Source organism: Chryseobacterium sp. UYP7 (genome assembly GCF_056279225.1).
In genome coordinates this window covers 566000-590272 of record NZ_JBWBQW010000002.1, presented here as the reverse complement: position 1 = coordinate 590272, position 24273 = coordinate 566000, and the positions used below count along the sequence as shown (strand labels likewise).

Below are 24273 nucleotides of genomic sequence, written 5' to 3'. Positions count from 1 at the left end.
TTCTTGTGAATTAAATCAAAGTATCGGCATCTTTAATCCCACCACAAAACGAATTGTTTCGATTTTTTTAAAATTGCCTTCAACTCATCGATATCACCAACTCCCTGATCCACAATATCCGGACAGAACTCGTACATTTCTTTTGAAAATTGATCTAAGTTTTTTGGCAACTTTTTGAAATCTCCGGAGAGAAAGTCAAATCCAATTCCACTAAATTCGATGCCGTATAATTGATCCCAAAGTTTTAAACGTTTAACAAGATCAGGCGTGTTCATATCGTAGTTTACCGCATTTGTCGCTTCAAAATAAAGAGGTTCATATTTATTTTTTGATTTCAGGATCGTGACAACATCGTCTCCCTTACCAAAATGTTCCTCAGATATATAAATGATCAAATCTTCTAATTTTAAATCTTCTCTAAAATCTTTTACAATTTTAGAAGCAAGCGCTGCACTTGCCTTTATTTTTATCGCAGATGGTAGATGTTTTGAGTAGGATTTTAATTCCGGAATATCTTCGTAGAGCATATCACGATCTACATTGCCTTTTGCAATTTCAAAATCTCCGTGTGAAAGATTTTTAATTTTCTCGGCTTTTTCCTGATTTAAGTTGAGTTCTTTTATTAAGACAATTTCCTGTTCACTTAATTTATTGTTCTGTCCGAAACATGAATTGAGTGCAAGTAAGCAGAGAAAAGATAATCGAACGTTTTTCATAATTTAATGTTTATACTTCTCAAATATAATCATAAATCGAAATTCAATGATATTTAAAAACAACCTTTTAAAAATCTCATTTTTAATTTATTACGACGACGGCACTTTTTAAAAGTTTAGGAAAGAGAAACAATTTTTATTCTAGCCTCGATGGGAGTGGCTCCCGAATTTTCGGGAAGAACGGACAGCGGGTAACCATTGATAAAGAAAAAATGATGGTCGTGCTCCTGAAATAAAATCCGGTAAATTTTATTTTGAAAACAATTGTAAAATTGATTCTGTCGATAATTTAAAATTTTACTTTTTAATTTCCGCGAACTTCGAAAGTATCGTGGATCACGGGAGAAATTTCTTTTTTCAGTAAGATCAATTCGTTTTTTTTGAAAGCCAAAACATGTTTTTCTGTCCAAGTCCAGGATTTTCCTTCCCGAAGATTGATGCCGTTTGCTTTGAAAAAAACAGTAATCTGATTGTTTTTAACTTCTAAATTAATTTCGTCGAAAGTGTCCTGAATTGTAGCTCCATCGGGTGTTGTTGGGCAGTTTTCAAGGTCTTTAATAATATCTTTATTGCTTCTGAACCACGTCCGCAGAAAACTTAAATGCTGGTAAGAGCATTGATAACCGAGATTTAAGGCCGATAGAATTTTGCAATTTAAATTGCTTCGATCCTCTTTCGCATCACCTTCCCACTCGCATTCGTTGCCTACGAAAGTAGCCACATAGGCCAAAGCTGCCTTTTCGGGATCAGAAATCGTTTTAATATAATTTTCATTAAGAACGATCGAGTTGATGTCTGTTTTTAAATCCTTATTATATTTTGTTTCCCGCCACAAAAATTTGATTTTTTTATCAACCAGTTGCAGGGTTTTCAAGGTTTTCGCTGTAACTAAGAATTCTGTAAAATTGAGAAATTCCGGGTCACCGGCGTAGCGCATACTATCCTTTTTCCACTTGATTTCAGTTGTGCTTCCACGAACAAGATCGACCTCATCTTTGTTATAGATCAAAGCAGTGGTGTCGGTATTTTTCTTGACTATAAAAAGATAATCGTCGCCCTCATCGCTAAAGTTAACGTACTGAACGGTGTCGGTATAAATTTTTCCAAGCTCTAGATTTTCGTTGGGTCGAAGATCAGATTTAAAATAGTCCGGGATTTTATTTTTTTGAACTTGATTTGCTTTAGGATTAATCTCTGTTTTCGTTGATTTCTGCACTTTTTCTTCACAGGATTGGAGGCAAATAACTATTGCTAATAAAAGGATTGAGAACGGCTTTAGAAATTTTGACATTATTTAAACATTTATTATCAAAGAGATTGTTTGAAAGATCGTTGTGAAGATAGTAAAAAGTGGATTGTGCAAAATTAGCGATAAACGTATTTATGATATTCAGTTTCGCACGGATCTCATAGATTTTCACAGATGAAAAGGCTTCTGTTAATGATAGAATTAAAATTTAAAATGATTGTTAATTTCATTACAAAATCAAAAATTTGAAGGATCTGTGTAAATTTGTGAAATCTGTGTTCTAAATATTTATGCATTTAATCTTCAATAAAATCGTGATTTAAATCTATTCACGAAAACAGTCGTTATCTTTGCAAAAAAAGAAATATGTCCAGACTCATATCCGACTTAGGAATTATAAAGAAACTTCAAAATGCTTTAACCGATTTAGAGATCACTGTTGCGACCGATATTCAAGAGCAGGTAATTCCCGTAATTCTGGATCAGAAGGAGGATCTGGTTGCCCTCGCTAAAACGGGAACGGGTAAAACCGCCGCGTTCGGACTGCCACTTTTGCAACTGATAGATGTTGAAAATGACAACGTTCAGACTTTGATCCTGTCGCCTACGAGAGAGCTGAGTCAGCAGATCTACACCAATCTTACCGAATTTGCAAAATATATTCCGGAGATTTCCATTGTTTTGCTTTCTGGTGGAAGTTCTGTTAAATCGCAAATAGAAGAATTAAAATCGCCCACTCATATTATTGTCGCAACTCCAGGTCGTTTTTTAGATCTGTTAGAGAAAGGCGCTTTCGACATTAAATCTTTAAAAAATTTAGTTTTAGACGAAGCCGATGAAATGTTTCAGGCTTTGAAAGATGATTTAATGCAGATCTTAAAAGCAGTTCCGAAAGACCGTCACACGTATTTATTTAGTGCGACAATGCCGGGAGAACTGAAAGATATCGTTCACAACTATTTATCAAAAAGTGCCATTTCCATCAACTCAGATATGGCAACGATCGGACATGAAGGTATTGATCATCAATATATTGTCGTAGAACCGATTGAGAAATTAGATGTGCTTTTGCATTTTTTAAATTCACAGGAAGGCGGCCGCGGAATTATCTTCTGTAAAACCAAAGCTGCAGTGAACAAACTGGCAAAAAATCTGGCAATCCGCAAAATTTCTTCCGGCGCTTTGCACGGCAGTTTAACGCAGGGAATCCGGGATCGGATTATGGATCAGTTTCGCGAAGGCTACATCGATATTCTGGTGGCGACCGATCTGGTTGCGAGAGGAATCGATGTAAAAGAACTGGCTTACGTGGTGAATTACCATTTGCCGGACACGCACGAAGCTTACGTTCACCGAAGTGGTAGAACGGGTAGAGCCGGAGCAAACGGACTTTCGATGACGATTATTCAGCAGGATGAAGTTAAAGATATTGCCGGTTTCGAAGATGAACTGGGAATTCATTTTAAACCCGTTAAAAAAGCAGATTCCGAAGCCATCGAATGGAATAATACTTTGGTTTGGGCAAAAAAAGTTTTCAAAACAAAACCGAATCGGGAAATTCCGGAAGAGGTGAAGCAGCAGGTAAAAACCATTTTTCACCACTTGACAAAAGAAGAACTGGTCGATAAAGTTTTGTCCAATTATTTAGCGGAGCATAACCATCAGGCTTAATTTCTTGAAGAAACTTTTTATCTCTTTCCAGGTAATTTGACGAAAGTTTTTCAGAAGCTTTATCCTGCTGTCCGTTATAGCTTTTTCGTCCTGAAGCAGGCCGAAAAAGGCTGCCACTTCCATCAGGGCTAGGGGATTTGGGATATTCGAAGGTATGTTTTCAAAAGTTTCATATGCGTGAATATTTAATGATGTCTAAATTATTATCTATAGATTTTCGATTATTACGATTCCTGATTTTCCGATTTTATAGCTTTAGATTTTAATAAATTTTATTTCATTTAAAGTTTTAGATTTAAGAATACAAATTACAGTTACGACCTTAAAATTATGATTACGAAAGAAAACGAAAAATGGCTTCAGGCAATAAAACGCGTTAAAAGAATTGTACTTTTTTTAATCGCTTTTTTACTGGTAATAAGTGCTGCTATTAGAATCATGCAATTCTACAATAATGAACATGTCAGCTTTATCGATATTCTGACAATGATTTTGCTTTTAGGGGTTTTCTTTATCTCCAAAAAATGGTTCAACAGTTATGAAGAAACGATTGCTCAACTGAGTGAATCTGATCTTGCAGAATTAAAAATCAGAAACGCGGCGGTACCAAAATGGAGAAGCATCTTTCCGGCTTTTATCATCACCGCAGATTACGTGAGAGTTTTTCAGGGAGTCGTTCAGCCGACATATTATTTCAACCAAATTACAGAGATTCGTCCTTTTACAGGATATAACCGTGGGGGTGCCATTTTTGGAATACATTTTAAAACCTTAAAAGGCAAAAATTTACATTTCAAAGTCAATAATTACGAGGAACAAACGTATTTGATACAAAAAGTGAAGGAAGCAAATCCGAAAATTAAGATCAATCCTATCGGATAAAAAAACGACTCCTAATTTATAGAAGAGCTAAAGTAGAAGACCAATTTTCATCATAGCAGAAAGAGGAATTGGTTGCTAAAGTTTTGTCAAATTACTTAACGGTAAATAATCGGTAAGAGATAATTCTAATTGGTAAAACCATTAATTTCAAAAAAAAACAGAAGCGCGATTTAAAATTCGCGCTTTTTTATATTTCTAGATTGTCAATAAATAACTTCCAGATCGTTTACTCTTTGACTGCGGAAAAAAAGGAATTATTTGATCTGTTTTGCCCTCTCATCATAAAGTCCAAACAGCAGACTGTTGCCTTTATCATCTATTTTTAAAGCCCCATATTTTGCTTTTTCGTATTTCTCCGCCTGCCCTTCCTGAAAAAAGAAAGATTCCGCTCCAATATTTACATTCCAGGAGTCTGAAGAACGATACTCGATCAAATGTTCACCAGCTTTCAAAGGAGTGAGATTCTTTTGAAAACGTACTTTTCTTGCAATCCCATCGTTTCCTATTTTTACAACGCAATACCCACGTTTTGGGGACTTTTTTTCATCGAAGTTCTCAGAAATCTCATAACGTAAAGACATGTAATCGCCTTGCATCAAAGATCTTGGATCAATTGGTGCCAATTGTAATAAGACCAGTTGTCCGTTCTTTAATAATTCTTCTTTTTTGTAAACCGAAAAGTTGAAGTACACCAGCAAAATGATCAGGTTCAGAAGGATCATATACCATTTATACTTTTTCATTGGTAGTCAGTTTTTTGTGCGTGAATAAATAAATGAGTAAAAATAAAATTCCAGAAAAGAAAAGAATGATGGATTTAGTGAGCAACGTAAAACTAAGGTCGTAGTAATACATCGAAATGGAATAGATAAATGCAATAATTCCCAGGGCAAATCCTGTTTTATAACTGACCAGGAAACTTAGCAGAATAATCAAAATTGAACCCGAGATCGCCGGCGAATAAATAGTTGGCGCTAGTAAAAGAGCGGTTGCCAAAAAGATTATTATCTTATGTTTGGTTTCTGTAATGTTCAAAATGGAAAAAAGAATAGAAACAACATAAAGAATAGCTAAAATAAAAACGCCGGAAGTCATCCAAATAAAGACCGGCGAAATTTCCCAGAATTTATAGTGATTCGAATAGATCATCATTCCTAAAAAAGTGAAGACAAATGCTGAACGGAGCGGCCCGTAAATTCTGGAGATCTTGTTTTTAAACATCATGATCTTTACTTCGTTCAAAAAAAGGAATGTGGTAATAATGGCGATCATTGCAGTATAAACATAGATCAACTCCTGCAGTTCACTAATGCTGATGAGTGCCAGAACAGCAGCATTAATAATAAGTACAGACACAAAAGAAAGAATATAGTTCTGCACTGCAAAAAGTGCTAAAATTCCAATTAATAGAATGATCAGACAAACCATGCTTTCTGATTCGAGCAACTCCGAGAGTGCAATGCCTAAAAGCAGAAACCCTCCTAAGTAAGAAGATACACTTATCGTATCTGTAATGATTTTATTCGAAATTCTGTTTAATACCAAAGCACCAAGAATACAGGCGCTCCCAAAAATGAGCATTGCGGTTTCAGATTCAAAAAGATTTGAAACAAAGATGAATCCCATAAGAACTGCACAGGCAAGCAAACCGCCGAATACCGATAAAATTTTTATGGGCAGAGATTGATGATCTTCTTTTTTTTGATAGGCTGTTTCTATGGCGCTTTCGTCAAAAATTATTGGCTTGTCACTTTTTCTTTGAAGATCAGTTAAAAGATTCTGGATATTTTCTTTATTTCTCATTTTTCCATTTCTTTTGAAAGTTTAGTAAATTTTTAATCACCAAAGTGATGCTCACAATTATAAATACGCCCACAACCAGGAACATTTCTCCCTCATGAGAATTTTCGAAAAACAGAGTCGACATGATTACAATTAAACTGAAAGGAATTACCGCCAGATAAAAACCCGTTTTTTCTTTTAAAGAATACCAGATTCCTAGAGAAAATAAGATGATCACAGAAATGATCAATAAGGGAAATGCGGATTCGTAGGAATCGATGATGCCGAGGACCATTCCCAGCGTTGCGAAACCAATTGCAGCTAATGAAACCGTATTGATGAACCAGGTCGGAACTGCGATGTTTTTATTAAATTTTGAAGCTACAACAGCCGTGATCACTGCAGCAGCATTCAGAAGAAATAGAAAAGTAAGCACAAACAGAATGGACCAGTCTTTGGCAATCTGTTGCGAATAAAAATAAAACGTTGTATTAATGAGTGCTAAAAAAATAAACCAAAGCGGTGCAAAACCGGAAATGAAAACCCACAACGCGATAAAAATCGTCCAGCCCAAAAAGAAATCGTAGGCATTTGCGCCGGTTTGATAGATTTGTCCGTAAACCGCAAATAAAGAGCCGACCAAAACTGCTGATCCTGTGAGAATAATGTTTCGGGTGGTTGTGCTGAGTTTCCCTAATAATACAACGCCAGTTGTCGCTATAATAAGGATTTCGGTGAGTCCAATTTTCGCAAATTTGTTGAGTTCTGCCCAATTGTACGCAAAAAAGAAAACAATTCCGGAGACTGCAAATCCTATCCCCAAAGTCATGAAAAATAAGCGCAGGAACGTCTGCCACATTATTTTGTCGCTGTGAATTTCTTCTTTAAAAATTTTCGAAATACCTTCCTCATCAATAGAGCTGTATCGGCTGATGATTTCAAGGTCTTGCCGTTGGATATCTTTCATGAATTTGAGATTGCTGGTCAGTTAAATTCTATATTTATTTCAAAAGATCAAGAAGCTCGATATAGAATTCTACACAAGAGACCCGATATGATGTTTTAAGAATGTTAAAATACAGAAAAACAGTGACAGAAAATCTAAAAATTCATTAATTTCAGATTCAAAATAAAAAAACAGTTTTAAAGCGCTATTTAAAACTGTTTGCAATAGAATGATTGACTAAAATCAGATTTGCTAATCATTTCGGCGTTTGTGCTTTTCATAGATCATACCTTCACTTTGTAACGCTGCCCAAAAATTGGTTAGAATCATTCTATTTAAAGAGCCGATATTCGATTTCACTTGCTCCGGTTTACATGCCTCCGGAATAATAGAGGCAAATATATCTGCGGCAAGAATAAAATGCAGCATTCAACATTAAAATGTCAAACTTCTTTGTAATTTTTGTAATGCGGACTCTTTTTTCATGCGCCCCGTTTGGAATGATATTTTTGTAGTTGAATCGTTCCCGACCTGTCAAAAACTTCGTCGCTGCCAGAATTCATTTAGCGAATTAAATATCGATGAAAACTTTACTCTTTTGTTACCTAAATAGAAAATCTTCTACTTGTGATTAGAGGTAACAATAGTATTAATTTTCGACAATAGTAGAAGACAGAATCATTCATGCGATTGCTATTTTTCAAGTTCTTTGTTGAAACCCAATTTAATGTATTCAATTTCTCTTTGATTTGCTGGTCGTTCTTTCAATTCAGCCCAAAATTCAAGAGCATCTTCAACGGTATTTGTTCCTAGATCAAAATTTGCGCGTCCCCATTTATATAATGCAATTCCTATTTTTGTGCTAAAAACACCTGGTTTTATTTGAATACCATCCATTTCGTGTCCTTTTATTTCAGTGAAAAAATCTAATCTTCCTGCTTTTTTACTTTCTTTCAGAACCATCTGTTTTAGGTCTGATTTAGAAAGTACTTTCAAATTTGAATCATTTGCAGAAGCTAATTTTTGATCTTTTATGAAGTTTAAAATGTTTCTTTTAATTTCTTTGTTTGGAATAATTACAAATTTTTTATCGTTGAAGTATAATTCGTTTCCTTCAATTTTAGCAGTTGGATCATAATTTTCTTTGATGATTTCATTGGCTCTATTTTCTGTAATATCTCCAGAAATTAGACATGGAAATTGTTCCTGTTTTCCTGTTGAAGGATCGATCACAAAATATTTTCTAGTCGGTTTATTGATGATCATAACCATATTCAATATTGCCTGATTCCTGGTGATCATAAAAAAGTCAGATGGCAAAATCAGTGCGGCGTTTTCAATCTCTTCGAGTGTTGGTTTCTCTGAGATATATACTGAAGAATTTTTGTTTTCGATATTATTTTTTAAAGTATAATAATTAGAAAGAAATTGAAAATCATCAATTGTCTCTACATTAGTAGAAACAGAATTAAAAATAGGATTTCCATTACGATCGGTTTGCGAAAAAATGTGGGTTACAATGAGTAATAATAATACCGTTAGAGATTTTTTCATGTGACTTTTAATTTTGATTTGTGTTGGTTGTTAATTATTGTTAACGGTTGGGTATTTATGCAGGCGGGATATAAATACGAAAACTTTCTACTTGCTAAAAACTTAATTAATCGCTAAAAGCTTCGATGAAAACTTCAGAACCGCTTGTGTAAATACCTTGTTAGCAGATGTGCTTTATTTTGATGCGTTAAATTTTAAGTATTCTATGCTGTTTATCTCAACATTTATTAATGCGCTAAAATAGCATTTTCCTCCGCCTTTCACTACCAAAATTTGCGATTCAAAATTTTCTATTTTTCTGCAAGATGCATTTACGTAAATAAATTGTTTGTCAAGTTTTTTTACTCCGACATACTGGAAATAATAATTTAAGTAGTTAAGTTTTTCCTTTTGTAATTCGTTTTTGAGTAATGAATTTGCAATTTCTATATTTTTAACAGTTGGTAAGAATTGGTCATAATTTTCAGTGTCTTTTTCAAGGTAAATTTTTTGTCCACTAGCGAAGCAAACTTCTTTGTCTGTCAACTTAACTTGAGCGAACGTAAAGATTGAATTTATTATTAAACCAAAAACAAAAAGTTTTTTCATTTCTTTTATTTACTTATCGTTATGCGCAATTTCTGTAGCATATCTGCTAACTCTCAAATATACGCACAAATTGCGTCCGTTTATATCTTTAAATTCAATTTCAAGTAAGGAAATTCGTAGACTTTAGAATACTAATTATTCTGAAAAATATTTTCTTAAATTTTGGAAAGAAGAGATACACTCAATTCTAGCCGTGATGGCAGTGGATCCCGATTTTAGGGAGTAACGGACAGCGCGAAACAATATTCGAAGAAAAAATAAATTTTCGAGCTCCTAAAAAAATAAATTTAAATCATTGATAATGAATTAAATAAGCGATTCAAACGACTACAAACGATAATAAACGACTCATTACCGACTATTTTTTGCAACCTGGTGAACCTTTGCAACAGAGATTCGAGGAAATTCAGTGAGACTCGATTCTAATGTTTAATTATAAAAATTTAAAGCCATGTCACTAAGAAACAAAGTTACCTTAATCGGTAGAACAGGAAAAGATGTCGAAATCGTAAAATTCGAAAACGGAAAATTAGCTAAAGTAAGTTTAGCAACAAGCGATCATTACACCAATGCTCTTGGCGAAAAAGTAGAAGAAACGCAATGGCACAATTTGGTAGTCAATGGGAAACTGGCTGACATTATGGAGAAATATGTAGAGAAAGGCAAAGAGATCGCCGTGGAAGGTAAAGTAGTTTACAGAAATTACGAAGACAAAGAAGGGATCAAACGTTTCACCACCGAAATTCGGGTCGACGAACTTGTTCTTCTTAGTGGAAAATAATTACAATAAAATATCTTGCTGCTTTCTTTCCTTTGAGATTAGCGCATATCATATTTAAATTGTGACCTAAATAAATTACCACTTTTAAATTTATATCACCATAATTAATTTAATATCCCATCTTACTCCCTCTCTTTTGGAGAGGGTTGGGGTGAGGACAAAACACACAATCATGAAAACTAAATTATTTAAAATACGCCTCTCCGAAGAATTTATTTATGCCGACCAGAAAAAGCTGGATCATTTTTTACAGGAAAACAACATCCTGAAATTTGAAACCGCCTTCGTAAAAGAGGAAGAAAATTACTGGTCCGTCATTCTTTATTACGAAGAATTGAAAGTACAGTTCAACGAAGGGAAACCGGAAAAGTACAGTGCAGAACAGGAACAAATGAATCCAGACGAAATTAAGATCCTCGATTCCCTGAAATTATGGCGCAGTGAAAAAGCCAAAGAAAAAAGCCTGCCGGTTTACTTAATTGCGACCAACAAAGAATTGCTTTCTATTGCGAAATACAAGCCGATTAAAAAAGAGGAACTTCTTGATATTAAAGGTTTCGGCAAGTATAAAATCGAAAATTACGGCGAAGAAATTATCGAGATCTTAGAAATGGTTTAATAACACAACCTTTGTATATTTTCAGAAAAGCCGGGGAAATTCTCTTCGGTTTTTTTGATTTGGCGGTCGTATGATTTCCAGATTCTTCTTTTTTTGCTGAGGAAGTCACTAAGTTTTTTTTAAATTTATAAAATGGAAATGATCATTAGAAAAATTCAGGAATCAGATAATCAAAAATTAGCCAAAATTATTCGCAGTTGCTTTCATGATTTCAAAGTTGCTACAAAAGGAACGGTGTACGAAGATCCAACTACAGACAATTTATCCGAATTGTTTAAGCAGGAAAATTCCGCACTGTTTGTGGCAGAAGCTAAAGGCGAATTAGGCGGTTGCTGCGGCATTTTCCCCACCGAAGGTCTCCCGGAAAAATGTGCAGAACTCGTTAAGTTTTATGTAGATAAAGATTTTCGAGGGAAAGGTTTAGGCAAAAAATTAATGGAAGCAAGTATTGCGTTTGCAAAAAAGTCAGGTTATCAATCAATTTATATTGAAAGCTTACCCGAATTTTCCACTGCAGTTTCCATTTACGAAAAGCAGGGTTTCACGTATCTGGAAAAACCACTCGGAAATTCCGGACACAGCGGTTGCAACCTTTGGATGATCAGGCATCTTTAGTAATTTAGATTAATAATTTTTGAATTCTTACTTTCGGATCTTACTCTAATTTATATTTCGAGAAACTCAACTCGACGGTTCTAATTAATAATTGTCAGACTGAGCTTGTCGAGGTATTTTTTTTGAATAATAATATCGTTAAAATATATTTCCCTAATCAAAAAGTAAAACTAAATTTCTTCTTTGCTGAATTTTTTCTCCAAATTTTAGTGCGAATTACCTCTTAATTAGCATCTTGCTTTTTGCTTTATCAAATCATTTATTTTGTAAACAGGTACAGCGAAAACAGTTTTCTATTCGCTACAAAAACGCTAGAAAGTAAATAAAACTTCAATAATTAAAAATGAAAGATCTGAAAAGAAATATTAATTCTGCTCTGTTTGGCGTTACAGTTGGAGATGCACTTGGCGTTCCGGTTGAATTTAAAAGTAGAGAAACAATCAGCCGAAATCCAGTAAGAGATATGATAGGATTTGGCACCTATAATTTACCGCCAGGAACTTTTTCCGACGATAGTTCGCTTACTTTTTGCCTTGCAGAAGCTTTAACGCAGGATTTTGATTTAAAAATAATTAGCGAAAATTTTGGAAAATGGTACCGCGAAAATTACTGGACGGCAAGAGGACATGTTTTTGATATTGGTATCGCGACAAGAGAAGCAATTGACCGGCTTGCAAAAGGAGAAAGACCTGATTTAGCCGGCGGTTTTGAAGTCACGTCGAATGGTAATGGTTCATTAATGAGAATTTTACCTTTACTTTTTCACATCATCGACAAAACAGTTGATGAGCGCTATCAAATTATAAAACAAGTCTCTTCAATTACGCACGGACATATTCGTTCGGTAATTTCATGTTTTTATTATTTAGAATTTGCTAAACAACTTATTTCCGGAATCGACAAGTTCGAGATTTATAAAAATCTACAAACTGAAATTCCAGAATTCTTAAAATTGCTCTCCATCAGTCAAAAAGAAATTTTTATTTTTGATCGGCTTCTTACAGGCGATATTTTTGATCTATCAGAAGAAAATATTTCGAGCAGCGGTTATGTTATTCACACGCTTGAAGCAAGTATTTGGTGCTTATTGACGACCGATAATTACAAGGATGCAACTTTGAAAGCCGTCAATTTAGGGGAAGATACCGATACAACCGCGGCGGTCACTGGTGGACTTGGAGGATTGCTTTATGGTTTTGAAAACATTCCAGAAAATTGGATCAAGCAATTAGCCAAGAGAGAAGATATCGAAAATCTGGCTGAAAGAGTAGCAGAAAAAATAAAAGTTATTGAATAATTACTTTTAAAATTCATCTCAAAAATCAACTCTAAACACAATCTTTTTTCAAATTTAAAAATTTAATTTTCAGAAAACCTCGTTTTAAATACCAATAAAAATCCTTTTCAATTCCGTATTTTTGCAGTCGAACTTAAAATCATTGCATTGATAATTACTCATTGCCAATTACTCATTACTCATCATCAATCATTCATCACTCAGCACTATGAAGCCCAGTTTAGCAAAAGGAACCCGAGATTTTTCTGCAGAAGAAGTTTACCGCAGAAAATTCATCACCAATATTTTACAGACTAATTTTGAACTCTTTGGTTTTCAGCCTTTAGAAACACCAAGTTTTGAAAACCTTTCAACTTTAACCGGAAAATACGGTGAAGAAGGCGATCGGCTGATTTTTAAAATCTTGAATTCCGGTGACTACGCTTCAAAAACAAAAGAGGAGGATTGGTCCGCGAAAAATTCGCAAAAACTCATCTCCCAAATTTCAGAAAAAGCTTTGCGTTACGACCTTACCGTTCCTTTCGCAAGATACGTCGCCATGAATCATGGACAATTGGTCTTTCCTTTTAAACGCTATCAGATCCAACCCGTTTGGCGCGCCGACCGTCCACAAAAAGGTCGTTTTCGTGAGTTTTATCAGTGTGATGCAGATGTTGTGGGAAGCGAAAGTTTGTGGCAGGAAGTGGAGTTGGTGCAATTATATCTGAAATCTTTTTCTGAATTAAAAATCCCGGTAACCATTCATTTAAATAATCGCAAGATTCTTTTCGGATTAGCAGAATTGGCGGGAATTACGGAACAACTGATCGATTTTACAGTTGCACTAGACAAACTCGACAAGGTCGGAAAAGAAGGGGTAGTCAAAGAATTGTTAGAAAAAAATATTTCTCAAAATTCCATTGACCAATTAGATTTCCTTTTTTCTCAAAGTGAAAATGCTTTAGAAAATGTTTTGCAATTAAAAGAAAAGTTCCGGGGAAATGATATCGGAACAAATGGAGTGGAGGAGCTGGAATTCGTTTTGACCCAATGTCTTAACTTAGGAATTCCGACAGAAAATTTAAAATTTGACGTCACTTTAGCACGTGGACTCGATTATTACACGGGAGCGATTTTCGAAGTGAAAGCCAATTACGTTGCGATGGGTTCCATTGGTGGTGGCGGTCGCTACGATAATCTGACCGAAGTTTTCGGCGTGAAAAACATTCCCGGCATCGGAATTTCTTTCGGCCTGGACCGAATTTATTTGGTGATGGAAGAACTTGGATTATTCCCGGAAGATTCTTTAAAGAAAGTCCAGTATCTTTTTGCTAATTATGGCGAGAATGAATCTTTGGCGGCGATGAAAGTTATCGCTCAGCTTCGTTCAAAAGGAATCTCCGCAGAATTATATCCAGAATCTGCGAAACTGAAAAAACAATTTACATACGCGGAAAAGAAAGGAATTAAAAATCTCGTTTTTCTTGGTGAACAGGAAATTGCAGACGGAAATATTACAGTGAAAGATCTGGAAAACGGTGAACAAAAAGTGTTTACCATAGAAAGTTTTGTAGCGCAGAACGCGTAATTTAATCTTCAAAATCTAAAAAATGTGGTGGATCTTTGCCTTACTTTCCGCTTTGTTTGCAGCACTCACCGCAATTTTTGCGAAAATTGGTGTTGAAAATGTAAACTCCAATTTGGCAACTGCGATTCGCACCGTTGTCGTTCTGGTCATGATCTGGCTTATCGTATTTTTTCGTGATGAATACAAAGGAATTAGCGAGCTTTCGCAAAGAAACTGGATCTTTTTGGGGATTTCAGGATTAGCTACGGGATTTTCCTGGATCTTTTATTTCAAAGCGCTACAAATGGGCGAAGTATCAAAAGTTGCGGGAGTGGATAAACTCAGTTTGGCCTTAACCATCATTTTTGCCGTTGTCTTTTTAGGCGAAACTTTAACCTGGAAAACAGCAGTTGGAGGCACGCTGATCGTTGCCGGAACTCTATTTTTGATCTGGAAATAAATAGAAATTATTCCCAACCACAAAGAGTCTTACCTAATTTTCGGGCTTTTTCAATGCTCACTTTTATAATTTGATGATCGCAGGCAGAGAGACCACGACATGTTTTGGAATAATGATATTTTTTTCCGCCTTTACTGTTGCAGAGGTAAACATCAGAATTCGCAGAAGATTTACCCTGTAAACTAAGGATTATGGTAGAAAAAATAATGATAGTGTTCCTCATATTTTAATTGGTGAAGGCTTGATGAAATTTTTCTACTTTGATATCACTTACATCAATTTTAAAGAAAATTATTTTGCTAATATAAAATTTTCATTTCAAAAATTCAATCTAAAGTTATTATTTAAGGCTTGTGCCCAACTTGCTGGTTTACCTACTGAAAATTCCATACACAATTCGTCGACTTGATTGCAATTTTAATAAAACACTGCAATAAACTTTAACTAGAGTAAATAATTTTTAAAATTCTTATTTTTGACAAAACTTAATGATGGAAAATTATTTGGAGATCAACCGCAGTTTGTGGAATGCAAAAGTCGATTCGCATTTAAAATCCGATTTCTATTTTGTTGATGAATTTATAAAAGGCAGAACTTCTTTAAATTCCATAGAACTTGAACTTTTAGGAAATGTGAAAGACAAAGAGATCTTGCATCTGCAATGTCATTTTGGTCAGGATTCGATTTCCCTTTCCAGAATGGGCGCGAAAGTTACAGGCATCGATCTGTCGGATAAAGCCATCGAAGCGGCAAAAAATCTAGCTAAACAATGCAACACCGATACAGAATTCATCGTCTCTGATGTTTACGACCTGCCCAATGTTTTAGATAAAAAGTTCGATATCGTTTACACGACTTATGGCACCATTGGCTGGTTGCCGGATTTAGATAAATGGACCCATGTCATTTCTCATTTTTTAAAACCAGACGGCAAGCTGATATTCGTTGAGTTTCATCCCGTGGTTTGGATGTTCGATGAGGATTTTAGTTTTTTGAAATACAGTTATTTTAATGATGAGTTGATTTCAGAAATAAACAGCGGAACTTACGCAGATCAGTCGGCAGAAATTTCTCAGCAGGAAGTCAGTTGGAATCATCCAACCTCCGAAGTTTTGACCAGTTTACTCCAGCAAAATCTGGAACTGCGATCATTTCAGGAATACAATTGGTCGCCCTATCCGTGTTTCAGTAGTATGGAAGAATTCGAAAATGGCAAATACAGAATTGCGCATCTTACCAATAAAATACCGCTCGTATTTTCTCTCGTCGCCCAGAAAAAATAGTAGACTATAATTTTGCTTTTAAATCACAAAAATTTGTATCATTGCAAATCTAAAATTTTGAATCGCGGATTTAAAATTCAAGATAAAATGGGGGATTAGCTCATCTGGCTAGAGCGTTTGACTGGCAGTCAAGAGGTGGTCGGTTCGATCCCGATATCCTCCACTTTTCATATTTTTAAACCTCTGTTAATCAGAGGTTTTTTTGTTTTGGATCACTTTTTTGTCTTGCTATTGATATAATATTCCCAATAGACAATTTTATTTCTCCTTTTACTCGATAAAAGTTAGTACTAAATCGCACCTTTCAGTTTAACATTGGTTTCTGTCGAATTTCTTAAATGTCAGCTCTACATCTAAAATAATTTATTTCTTCGGATGATTACTTAATTTATCGGATTGTTTTTCCTTAACGTTTCTTAACATTTATTCAAAATGGCTTCATGCTTTTTTGATATTTATTAATCCATAAGTACAATGGCGTAGTTACAGTTCAGACGAAGTACCAGCCTTTAACCTTTGAATTCATTTAATATTTTTCCTCAAAATCAGTTGAAGTAAAAAGTAGAACTATAATGTCAAATAATTACAGAATTTATTTATTTCTATTAAAAATTTTAGGATTTATATCGGTGCTAAAATTAACAAGAATAAATAATAATATTCCGGGATAAATAGTTTCGGCCAAAGAATCACCTTGTTTAAAATGGGACAAATTTGTGAATATTACTTTGAGACATCCTTATCATCCCTTTGGTCATTTTACCGGTGTGTTAATGTTAGTAGATTTGCACGATAATTAACAAACAAATTGTAATTTTATTATTAATAATTTCTATTTGTATTTCTAAAATAATGGATTATTTATTTTATTTGTTTTTAGTTAAAAGTATTTGAATCTGTAAAAGTTGCAGACTTAGGACCTTAAAATAAATTATTATGAGCAACTCATTTCTCAATTCCATCAAAAACACGGTTAAACACTGGTACATTCCGCTTATTGTAGGCGCATTATTTATAATCTTAAGTTTTGTGGTTTTCACTTCACCGTTAACATCCTTACTCGCCCTATCGATATTTTTTGCAGTCTCCTTTTTAATGGGAGGACTTTCCGAAGTTTTTTTCTCCATTTCTAACAGACATACGCTTCCTAATTGGGGTTGGTCTTTGGTTTTTGGGATTTTAACTTCCATCGTTGGGTTTTCTCTCATTGTTCATCCCGCTTTATCAATAAGTGTTCTTTCTTTTTATGTGGGCTTCCTTTTGCTTTTCCGTTCAGTATCATCGGTAAGTTTTGCTTTAGACCTTAAAAAATACGGAAGTAAAAATTGGGGCAGCCTTCTTCTCTTTGGAATTTTGGGCGCACTGGCTTCCTTTTTCTTGATCTGGAATCCACTGTTTGCAGGTTTAACGATTACCGTTTTAATAGCGATAAGTCTTTTGTTTGCGGGTCTGTTTAGTATATTTTTAGCCCTTCAATTACGAAAGATCCATTTGTCTTCAAAGGATATTTCCTCAGAATTAAGAGATCGTTATAATGATTTGATGAAGGAAATTGACCATGAACGAAAAGGTTAATTTTAGATTATCTAAACAATATTATTCAAAAGAACAATTTAAAAAAGTTTTAAATCTCTGCCGAAAAATTTATCTGGCGACTTAGATCAAGAACCTCTTTTTATTACTTATTAAACTAGATATGAATTCAGAAAAAAAATCTCAATTATTAAAAGGTGCGGTGATAACGGGTATTATCAATGCTTTTATCAATGGCGGAATTCAATATTTCCTGTTGAAAGGACATCAAACAATTCCAATTTCTGTAGATTCGATTACCAATGAGGTCGAAACGATTTTAGGAGCTGCGGTGATGTTGGCAATAACGTTGTCGATGATTTTAACACTGGTAGCTTATTTCGGTATTAAAGGTAAAAAAGCAGCCTTCTTCCCAACCACATTTTTGCTAACTTTAAAACATGGCTTTGTGACTTTTGGAATTTTAACTTCGCTTTCAGTTTTGTGGCAAAAATATATGGGAACTGTAGAGGTTTCATTAATGATCGGATTAATAATAATCGGCGCAATTGCGGGAATTGTATCTGGTTTCGTCAATTATTTTACTTTAAAAGAAAGCATTGTCTCAGAAGAGAAAGTTCTCCCTTAATGATCAAAAAATAATCTTAAAATATATAAATCTTTTAAAATAATAAATGATGATAAATACTTTAAAAAAAACAATGAAAACCAGTTTTTCACCTTCCAGAAAAATATTTTCTGCGGTAATTTTAGTTTCTCTGACAATCAATAGTATGGCACAAAATAAAAAAGAATTTCTCAGCGCAAAAGACAGCGAACCCAGCAATTTCGGCTGGATGAAAGGTTTTCCGCCATCTGCAGATAAAGTGTTGCACACTTGGGACGGTTCCTTTTTCAATTTTCCGGCCATTCGCTGGAGCGTGGTTCACATGCGGGAAATGTTGCCGACGCAAAATGTTTCCAGAGGTTTAGAAGCTCCATCTAAATTGAATTACAATTTGGATAAAAACATCGATGCGCTTACTTTTCTCCCCTGGAATTCTAAAGAAAAAATGACCTGGGAACAATCGCTTTGGGCAAATTATACCGATGGAATGATCATCATGCATAAAGGAAAAGTAGTTTACGAAAAATATTTTTCAGAATTAACGAAGCATGACGTTCACGCAGTAATGTCTTTAACAAAATCTTTTACCGGAACACTTGCCTCAATTTTAGTGGCAGAAGGAACTTTAGATGAAAATAAACTGGTTACATTTTATGTTCCTGAATTAAAAAATTCAGCCTACGCTGATGCAACGGTTCGGCAGGTGATGGATATGACGACGGCTTTACAATACAGTGAAGATTACGCAGATCCAAATGCAGATGTTTGGAAATTTTCAAATGCAGGAAATCCTTCCCAAAAACCTGCGGATTATAAAGGTCCGATCGGATATTACGAATACCTGGAAACTGTGAAGAAGGAAGGAAAACACGGAGAAATATTTGGATATAAAACCGTAAACGCAGATGCACTCGGCTGGATCATTTCTAAAGCGACCAATAAATCGATCACCCAATTACTTTCAGAAAAAATCTGGAGTAAAATTGGAATGGAGCAAGATGCTTATTACCAGGTTGATGGGAAAGGAATTGCTTTTGCAGGTGGCGGATTCAATGCAGGTTTACGGGATTTAGCCCGTTTTGGAGAACTCATTCGAAACAAAGGAATGTACAACGGCAAACAAATTTTTCCGGCGCAAGCGGTTTTAGATATTGAAAAAGGAGGTGATAAATCTGCGTTTGCAAAATCTGATCATCCGGATCTGAAAGGTTGGTCGTATCGAAACATGTGGTGGATGACCGAAAATAAAGATGGCGCATTTGCTGCGAGAGGTGTTCACGGACAAACGATTTATATCGATCCGGCTGCGGAAATGGTGATTGTAAGAATGGCTTCTCATCCAATCGCTGGAAACGCTGCGAATGACCCAACTTCTTTGCCCGCTTATCAAGCCGTGGCAGACTATTTAAAAAAGATAAAATAAAATATTAATTTAAAAATTATAGAAAAATGGATACTAAAAAATTATTCGACTTATCAGGAAAAACTGCTATCGTTACAGGTGGTGCAGGTGGAATTGGAAAAGCATGCTGCGAAATGTTGGCGGCTTTCGGAGCAAAAGTGGTGGTTTCAGATTATAATCTGGAAGCGGCGCAGGAAACTTCAAAATCAATTAATGACAATGGCGGAACCTCAATCGCAATTGATTGTAACGTATTAGAAGACAGCGCTCTCGTCAATTTAGTGGATGAAACGGTGAAGCAATTCGGCAGTATTGAAATATTGGTGAATAACGTTGGTGGCGGTGGTGCCGGAAAAGAAAGTCCGTATGATATCGAAGTAGCACAATTTAAAAAAGTGTTTGATATGAACGTTTTCAGCATGTGGAGATTGTGCCAGTTGGTGGCGCCACACATGAAAGAAGCGGGTTATGGAAGCATTATAAATATGTCTTCAATGGCATCCATTAATAAAAGCCCGGCTATTAGTGCGTATGCTTCTTCCAAAGCAGCCATCAATCACATGACCAGAAATTTGGCTTTCGATTATGGCCCGGATAATATTCGGATCAACGCCATCGGTCCAGGAGCAACAAGAACGCACGCTTTAAGTACTGTCTTAACTCCGGAATTAGAAAAAGCAATGCTGAAACATACGCCAATACACAGGTTAGGCGAGGCTGAAGATATTGCCGGAGCAGTATTATATTTTGCAGCCCCAATTTCCAGTTGGACGAGCGGACAGGTTATTTTCGTAAATGGCGGTGGAGAGCAAACTTTGGATATGTAAATTTTTAAAGTGAAATACGTTTAATGAGTTTAAGACTGTTTTAAAATAACAGGACTAAAATTACCTTAAACCTAATTAAAGATAAGCCTCCACTTTAATGATGGAGGCTTCTTTTTTTAATGGATGAAAAAAATTTGATGGAGATCAATGGATTGAACTTCTTTGTCATAAAAATTTAAACCGAAAAAAATAAATTATGAGTACTGATAATATTCAAAAGAAACAAAATGTGATCGTCGTTGGTGGCGGACCTGCGGGAGTTCAGGCTGCGATACGTGCCTATGAACTTGGAGCGGAAGTCACAATTTTGGAAAGTAATAAGTTGGGCGGAACGGCTTTTAACGAAGGTCCCGCTCCGGTTCGTACCCTTGCAAGAGCCGCACGACTGCGATCAGATACATTATTATTTTCGCAGTTTGGTCTTCAAGGTGAAGTTCCAACGGTCAATTTTGGTAGAGCCATAGAAAATGCGAATCGGGTAGCTTCCTATGCGAATGAAGTCTGGAATCTTACCACGATTGTGAAGCAACTCGGTATTACAGTTATCGATCAGGTTGGACCTGCCCATTTTATAAATAAAAACACGCTTGAAATTTCGGATGGACGACAATTTACAGCCGATAAAATTATTTTAGCAGTCGGCGGCAAACCACGTAAATTATCAATTCCAGGTAATGAATTTGCGCTGTCATTTCACGATTTATGGCAGATGACCGATTTGCCTGAAAGAGTTACCGTTGTTGGCGGTTCAGCCACAGGTTGCCAGTTGGCATCTATACTCATTGATTTTGGAGCCGAAGTCGATGTGATCGAATTTGCGGACCGATTAACTCCGCCAAGTGATAAAGATATTTCCCGAAGATTAGAAACCGCATTCAAAAACCGAGGAATGAATATCTTGACCGGAACCGGATGTGATTCCATCGAAAAAGTAAATGGAAGATTGAAAGTTTCATTTACTACAGATGAGAAAAAAGATTTTATAGAAACTGATGCAGTATTCTTAATGGTTGGTTGGCCGGCAAATGTTTCAGGATTAAAACTGGAAGCCGCTGGAGTAGAAATGAATGGACCTTATATTAAAGTGGATGATTATTTGCAAACAAACGTCCCCGAAATCTTGGTCGCCGGAGATGCAAATGGAGTAAGTATGTTCGTACAAAGTGCGGCGCATCAGGCTAGAGTCGCTGCAGAAAATGCCGTTTTAGGTGCTGAAAAAGTATACAATCCACAAGCCATTGCAACAGGAAGTTTTACCGAACCGGAATATGGCTCTGTAGGAATGACAGAAGATCAGGCGCTAAAAAATCATGATTGTTTGATCGAAACGGTAGATTACACTGGCTTGCCAAGAGCGATTATGGACGGTAAAACAGACGGGTTTTGTAAATTGATCGTTGATCGAAAAACTAAACTGCTTCTGGGCGCACACGTTTTAGGTTCCTATTCAGCAGAGGTCATTCAAGTTGCGGCGACTTGCATTGTTGCAAACATGGATATTCATGCAATCGCGGAATTAGAACTGGCATTCCCAACATTTACTGAAGCAATCGGAATGGCGGCACAAAGAATTAGCAGGAAAATTCGCTTAAAAGAGAAAGAAATTTAGAACAAAATAGTAACGAGAAGAAAAAAGATCGGCAAACTAACAAAGCCGTAAGTTTTCTTAAATTTTTTTTTCTGCACAATCTTTGCAATATGCCGGAGACAGTAAAAATTAAAATTAATCACAAAACAAATAAAAAAATCATTATGAAAAAACAAACACTATTTTTAATCGCAATTTTATCCATGCTTATCGTATCATGCTCCACAGCAATGTCTGCAGACCAAAATAAACTGTATAATACTGGTTGGGAGTTGGAATATATCACCGGACCCCGAATTACTTTTGACGGTTTATATCCGGATACAAAACCAACGATCCGTTTTACGCAGGGAAGTATGATGATCACCGGAAACAGTGGTTGCAACGTTTATAATCCAACATTCACGATGGAAGGGAAAAGGGTTTCCTTTAAGCAACCTGAAACTTCAACCATGGCATTTTGTGGCGATGGCGAAGGGGTCTTCCGAACTGCAATGCAGAAAGTTGACAATTATAAAATTGAAGCTGACGGAAAACTGGCTCTGTTAATGGGAGATGTCGTTATAATGAGGTTTAAACCGGCAATGTAATATTTTAATTTAAACTTATTAAAAAACGAAAGCAGGAGAATCCCTGCTTTTGTTCGTTAAATCAAATTTTTTGACCTTAACGTTAAGTTTAAATTAAATTGCTATTTAAAACCACATAAGTGAAAATTGAATGAGATCATTTAGTTTCCGTGCATTCGATATTTTTGAAGCATTAGGTTAAACGGAGTAGGATTAAAGATCAAATTTAGTTTTTGAAATTAGACCTTCCGCTTCAAAATTGGTGGAATTGCAGTGGTCAATTCAGAACAGTTTTTATAATCTGCTTTTTCATCAATCGCTTAATTTATTATTGTAAAGATTACGTTCAATTTCTAAAATTTAAAAAAGTTAGAACCTACTTTTCATGAAAGTTCTAACTGGAAAATTGAAATGATATTTTACTAAAATGAAAGTATATTATAGTCGCAATTAGTTTATTCCTCAATAATTTCTTTCTCTGTGCTGTCCGCGTTCTCACCAACCATTAAACCCTGTGATTGTCCGCTTCCAAAATAAGCGCCTGTCCAGTTCATCATCGTTCTTAAACGATTTCGATAATCGATTAAAAGAAATAAATGCACAAACAACCACGCAAACCAGGCGAAAAAACCGGTAAGCGTCGCTTTCGGAAAAGTAAGATCAGCAACTGCTTTACTTTTTCCTATGATCGCCATACTTCCTTTATCTAAATATTTAAAGGCTTTTAAATCGTTGATTTCATTATTGGCAATTGCAACTAAATTTTTTGCCAGATTTTTTCCCTGCTGTTGTGCCACACTTCCTAATTGTGGATGACCTTTCGGAAAATCAGGATCCGTTAATTGAATGCAAGTGTCTCCAATTGCAAATATGTTCTGCGTATTTTCAACCTTATTGTAAGCGTCAACATTCAGGCGACCGCCTCTTCCGAAGAGATCATCCGACAGACCTTTAAATTTTGAGGCTGTTACACCTGCGGTCCAGATCAGTGTTTTCGTTTCGATAAATTCACCGTCTTTAAAATAAACTTTATCATCTTTATAATCAGAAACTAGTTTATTCAGTTGCACCGTCACACCCATTTCTTCCAAACTTTTCTTGGTGTATTTCTGGGATTTCTCACTCATTGGCGGGAGAACCGTTGGCGCACCATCTACCAAATAAATATGCAGTGGCTCTTTTACAAGTTCCGGATAAATATCATCTAAAACTTTGGAGCGCATTTCCGCGATCATTCCTGAGACTTCAACGCCAGATGGACCTGCACCAGAAATTACAATATTTCTAATCTTGCGTTTTTCCTCCTCATCTGTAGAATAGGTATATTTTTCGGCTTGCAGAATTAGATAGTTGCGCAACTTCACCGCATCATCAATGGTTTTCATGGGAAGAGAATTCTTTTCTATGTTTTCCATTCCAAAATAGTTTGACTTCGTTCCGGTTGCCAATACTAAATAATCATAATGCAGTTCGCCCGTAGAAAGCTTGACTTTATTTTCAGCAGGAAAAATCTCTTCCAGTTCTCCCAAGCGAAAATTCAAATTCTTCCCACCTCGTAACAAAGTTCGGAACGGAATTGAAATACTTGAAACATCCAGCATTCCTGTTGCAACCTGATAGAGTAATGGTGGAAAAAAATTATAATTATTTCGGTCGACCAAAGTTACCTGAACGCATTTTTTGCCGCCCATTTTTCTGGCCAAATTAATTCCCGCAAAACCGCCACCGATGATGACTACTTTCTTATCTTCCATATCT

The 24273-nt window shown here is 35.6% G+C and carries 24 protein-coding genes and 1 tRNA gene; 16 read left to right on the top strand and 9 right to left on the bottom strand.

What is annotated here, in order from left to right:
* Positions 1–32: 32 nt before the first annotated feature.
* Both ACZ9HT_RS07030 and ACZ9HT_RS07025 read right to left on the bottom strand, forming a co-directional pair.
* Entirely contained in the window at positions 33–716 is a 684-nt protein-coding gene (locus ACZ9HT_RS07030) for a DUF4253 domain-containing protein (RefSeq protein ID WP_476039752.1), read from the bottom strand.
* Positions 717–1020: 304 nt separating this feature from the next.
* The gene (locus ACZ9HT_RS07025; protein WP_476039751.1) at positions 1021–2007 is read right to left on the bottom strand and encodes a hypothetical protein; all 987 of its coding nucleotides are present in this window, start codon (positions 2005–2007) and stop codon (positions 1021–1023) included.
* Positions 2008–2331: 324 nt separating this feature from the next.
* On the opposite strand from ACZ9HT_RS07025, the gene ACZ9HT_RS07020 reads away from it, so the two are divergent.
* Together ACZ9HT_RS07020 and ACZ9HT_RS07015 are read left to right on the top strand one after the other, a co-directional pair.
* Positions 2332–3636: a DEAD/DEAH box helicase gene (locus tag ACZ9HT_RS07020; protein WP_476039750.1), complete on the top strand. Its 1305-nt coding sequence runs from the start codon at positions 2332–2334 to the stop codon at positions 3634–3636.
* Positions 3637–3966: 330 nt separating this feature from the next.
* Positions 3967–4518 carry a hypothetical protein gene (locus ACZ9HT_RS07015; protein WP_476039749.1) on the top strand — a complete coding sequence of 184 codons (552 nt, stop codon included), beginning with the start codon at positions 3967–3969 and terminating at the stop codon, positions 4516–4518.
* Positions 4519–4772: 254 nt separating this feature from the next.
* Here the strand turns inward: ACZ9HT_RS07015 and ACZ9HT_RS07010 are convergent, their stop codons facing one another.
* From ACZ9HT_RS07010 to ACZ9HT_RS06990, 5 genes are all read right to left on the bottom strand, one after another.
* Positions 4773–5261 carry a GDYXXLXY domain-containing protein gene (locus ACZ9HT_RS07010; RefSeq protein ID WP_476039748.1) on the bottom strand — a complete coding sequence of 163 codons (489 nt, stop codon included), beginning with the start codon at positions 5259–5261 and terminating at the stop codon, positions 4773–4775.
* Positions 5248–6321 carry a DUF4401 domain-containing protein gene (locus ACZ9HT_RS07005; protein WP_476039747.1) on the bottom strand — a complete coding sequence of 358 codons (1074 nt, stop codon included), beginning with the start codon at positions 6319–6321 and terminating at the stop codon, positions 5248–5250. The genes ACZ9HT_RS07010 and ACZ9HT_RS07005 overlap by 14 nt, the downstream gene beginning before the upstream one ends.
* Positions 6311–7267 (bottom strand): DUF2157 domain-containing protein, encoded by a 957-nt coding sequence (locus ACZ9HT_RS07000; RefSeq protein ID WP_476039746.1) that lies wholly within the window; start codon positions 7265–7267, stop codon positions 6311–6313. Before ACZ9HT_RS07000 ends, ACZ9HT_RS07005 begins: the two co-directional genes overlap by 11 nt.
* A gap of 672 nt (positions 7268–7939) precedes the next feature.
* Complete coding sequence (locus ACZ9HT_RS06995) at positions 7940–8800, bottom strand: hypothetical protein (protein WP_476039745.1); 861 nt, start codon at positions 8798–8800, stop codon at positions 7940–7942.
* A 174-nt stretch (positions 8801–8974) separates the two neighbouring features.
* Positions 8975–9388 carry a hypothetical protein gene (locus tag ACZ9HT_RS06990; RefSeq protein ID WP_476039744.1) on the bottom strand — a complete coding sequence of 138 codons (414 nt, stop codon included), beginning with the start codon at positions 9386–9388 and terminating at the stop codon, positions 8975–8977.
* 451 nt (positions 9389–9839) lie between these two features.
* Between ACZ9HT_RS06990 and ACZ9HT_RS06985 the strand changes: the two genes are divergently transcribed.
* The 6 genes from ACZ9HT_RS06985 to ACZ9HT_RS06960 all read left to right on the top strand — a co-directional run bounded on the left by ACZ9HT_RS06985 (position 9840) and on the right by ACZ9HT_RS06960 (position 14706).
* Positions 9840–10169: a single-stranded DNA-binding protein gene (locus ACZ9HT_RS06985; RefSeq protein ID WP_476039743.1), complete on the top strand. Its 330-nt coding sequence runs from the start codon at positions 9840–9842 to the stop codon at positions 10167–10169.
* A gap of 172 nt (positions 10170–10341) precedes the next feature.
* Positions 10342–10788: an HRDC domain-containing protein gene (locus ACZ9HT_RS06980; RefSeq protein ID WP_476039742.1), complete on the top strand. Its 447-nt coding sequence runs from the start codon at positions 10342–10344 to the stop codon at positions 10786–10788.
* Positions 10789–10920: 132 nt separating this feature from the next.
* The gene (locus ACZ9HT_RS06975; protein ID WP_476039741.1) at positions 10921–11403 is read left to right on the top strand and encodes a GNAT family N-acetyltransferase; all 483 of its coding nucleotides are present in this window, start codon (positions 10921–10923) and stop codon (positions 11401–11403) included.
* Between the two features lie 343 nt (positions 11404–11746).
* Positions 11747–12700 carry an ADP-ribosylglycohydrolase family protein gene (locus ACZ9HT_RS06970; RefSeq protein WP_476039740.1) on the top strand — a complete coding sequence of 318 codons (954 nt, stop codon included), beginning with the start codon at positions 11747–11749 and terminating at the stop codon, positions 12698–12700.
* 208 nt (positions 12701–12908) lie between these two features.
* Positions 12909–14267 (top strand): histidine--tRNA ligase, encoded by a 1359-nt coding sequence (hisS, locus tag ACZ9HT_RS06965; RefSeq protein WP_476039739.1) that lies wholly within the window; start codon positions 12909–12911, stop codon positions 14265–14267.
* A 22-nt stretch (positions 14268–14289) separates the two neighbouring features.
* Positions 14290–14706 carry an EamA family transporter gene (locus ACZ9HT_RS06960; RefSeq protein ID WP_476039738.1) on the top strand — a complete coding sequence of 139 codons (417 nt, stop codon included), beginning with the start codon at positions 14290–14292 and terminating at the stop codon, positions 14704–14706.
* Positions 14707–14713: 7 nt separating this feature from the next.
* On the opposite strand, the gene ACZ9HT_RS06955 is transcribed toward ACZ9HT_RS06960, so the two are convergent.
* Positions 14714–14929, bottom strand: coding sequence for a hypothetical protein (locus tag ACZ9HT_RS06955; protein ID WP_476039737.1), 216 nt, complete (start codon positions 14927–14929; stop codon positions 14714–14716).
* A gap of 268 nt (positions 14930–15197) precedes the next feature.
* Here ACZ9HT_RS06955 and ACZ9HT_RS06950 point away from each other — a divergent pair, with 268 nt between their 5' ends.
* The 8 genes from ACZ9HT_RS06950 (at position 15198) to ACZ9HT_RS06915 (ending at position 22536) form a co-directional block, all read left to right on the top strand.
* Positions 15198–15989, top strand: coding sequence for a class I SAM-dependent methyltransferase (locus ACZ9HT_RS06950; RefSeq protein WP_476039873.1), 792 nt, complete (start codon positions 15198–15200; stop codon positions 15987–15989).
* Positions 15990–16078: 89 nt separating this feature from the next.
* Positions 16079–16152: transfer RNA gene (locus tag ACZ9HT_RS06945), tRNA-Ala, on the top strand.
* A 773-nt stretch (positions 16153–16925) separates the two neighbouring features.
* Positions 16926–17564: an HdeD family acid-resistance protein gene (locus ACZ9HT_RS06940; protein WP_476039736.1), complete on the top strand. Its 639-nt coding sequence runs from the start codon at positions 16926–16928 to the stop codon at positions 17562–17564.
* 121 nt (positions 17565–17685) lie between these two features.
* Positions 17686–18150, top strand: a complete 465-nt coding sequence (locus ACZ9HT_RS06935; RefSeq protein ID WP_476039735.1) for a hypothetical protein — start codon at positions 17686–17688, stop codon at positions 18148–18150.
* Positions 18151–18223: 73 nt separating this feature from the next.
* Positions 18224–19552 (top strand): serine hydrolase domain-containing protein, encoded by a 1329-nt coding sequence (locus ACZ9HT_RS06930; protein WP_476039734.1) that lies wholly within the window; start codon positions 18224–18226, stop codon positions 19550–19552.
* A gap of 26 nt (positions 19553–19578) precedes the next feature.
* On the top strand, positions 19579–20358 hold the full coding sequence (locus tag ACZ9HT_RS06925) for a glucose 1-dehydrogenase (protein ID WP_476039733.1): 780 nt from the start codon (positions 19579–19581) through the stop codon (positions 20356–20358).
* 196 nt (positions 20359–20554) lie between these two features.
* The gene (locus ACZ9HT_RS06920; RefSeq protein ID WP_476039732.1) at positions 20555–21967 is read left to right on the top strand and encodes a dihydrolipoyl dehydrogenase family protein; all 1413 of its coding nucleotides are present in this window, start codon (positions 20555–20557) and stop codon (positions 21965–21967) included.
* A 143-nt stretch (positions 21968–22110) separates the two neighbouring features.
* The gene (locus tag ACZ9HT_RS06915) at positions 22111–22536 is read left to right on the top strand and encodes an META domain-containing protein (RefSeq protein ID WP_476039731.1); all 426 of its coding nucleotides are present in this window, start codon (positions 22111–22113) and stop codon (positions 22534–22536) included.
* Between the two features lie 434 nt (positions 22537–22970).
* On the opposite strand, the gene ACZ9HT_RS06910 is transcribed toward ACZ9HT_RS06915, so the two are convergent.
* Positions 22971–24269, bottom strand: a complete 1299-nt coding sequence (locus ACZ9HT_RS06910) for an NAD(P)/FAD-dependent oxidoreductase (RefSeq protein WP_476039730.1) — start codon at positions 24267–24269, stop codon at positions 22971–22973.
* Between the last annotated feature and the right edge of the window lie 4 nt (positions 24270–24273).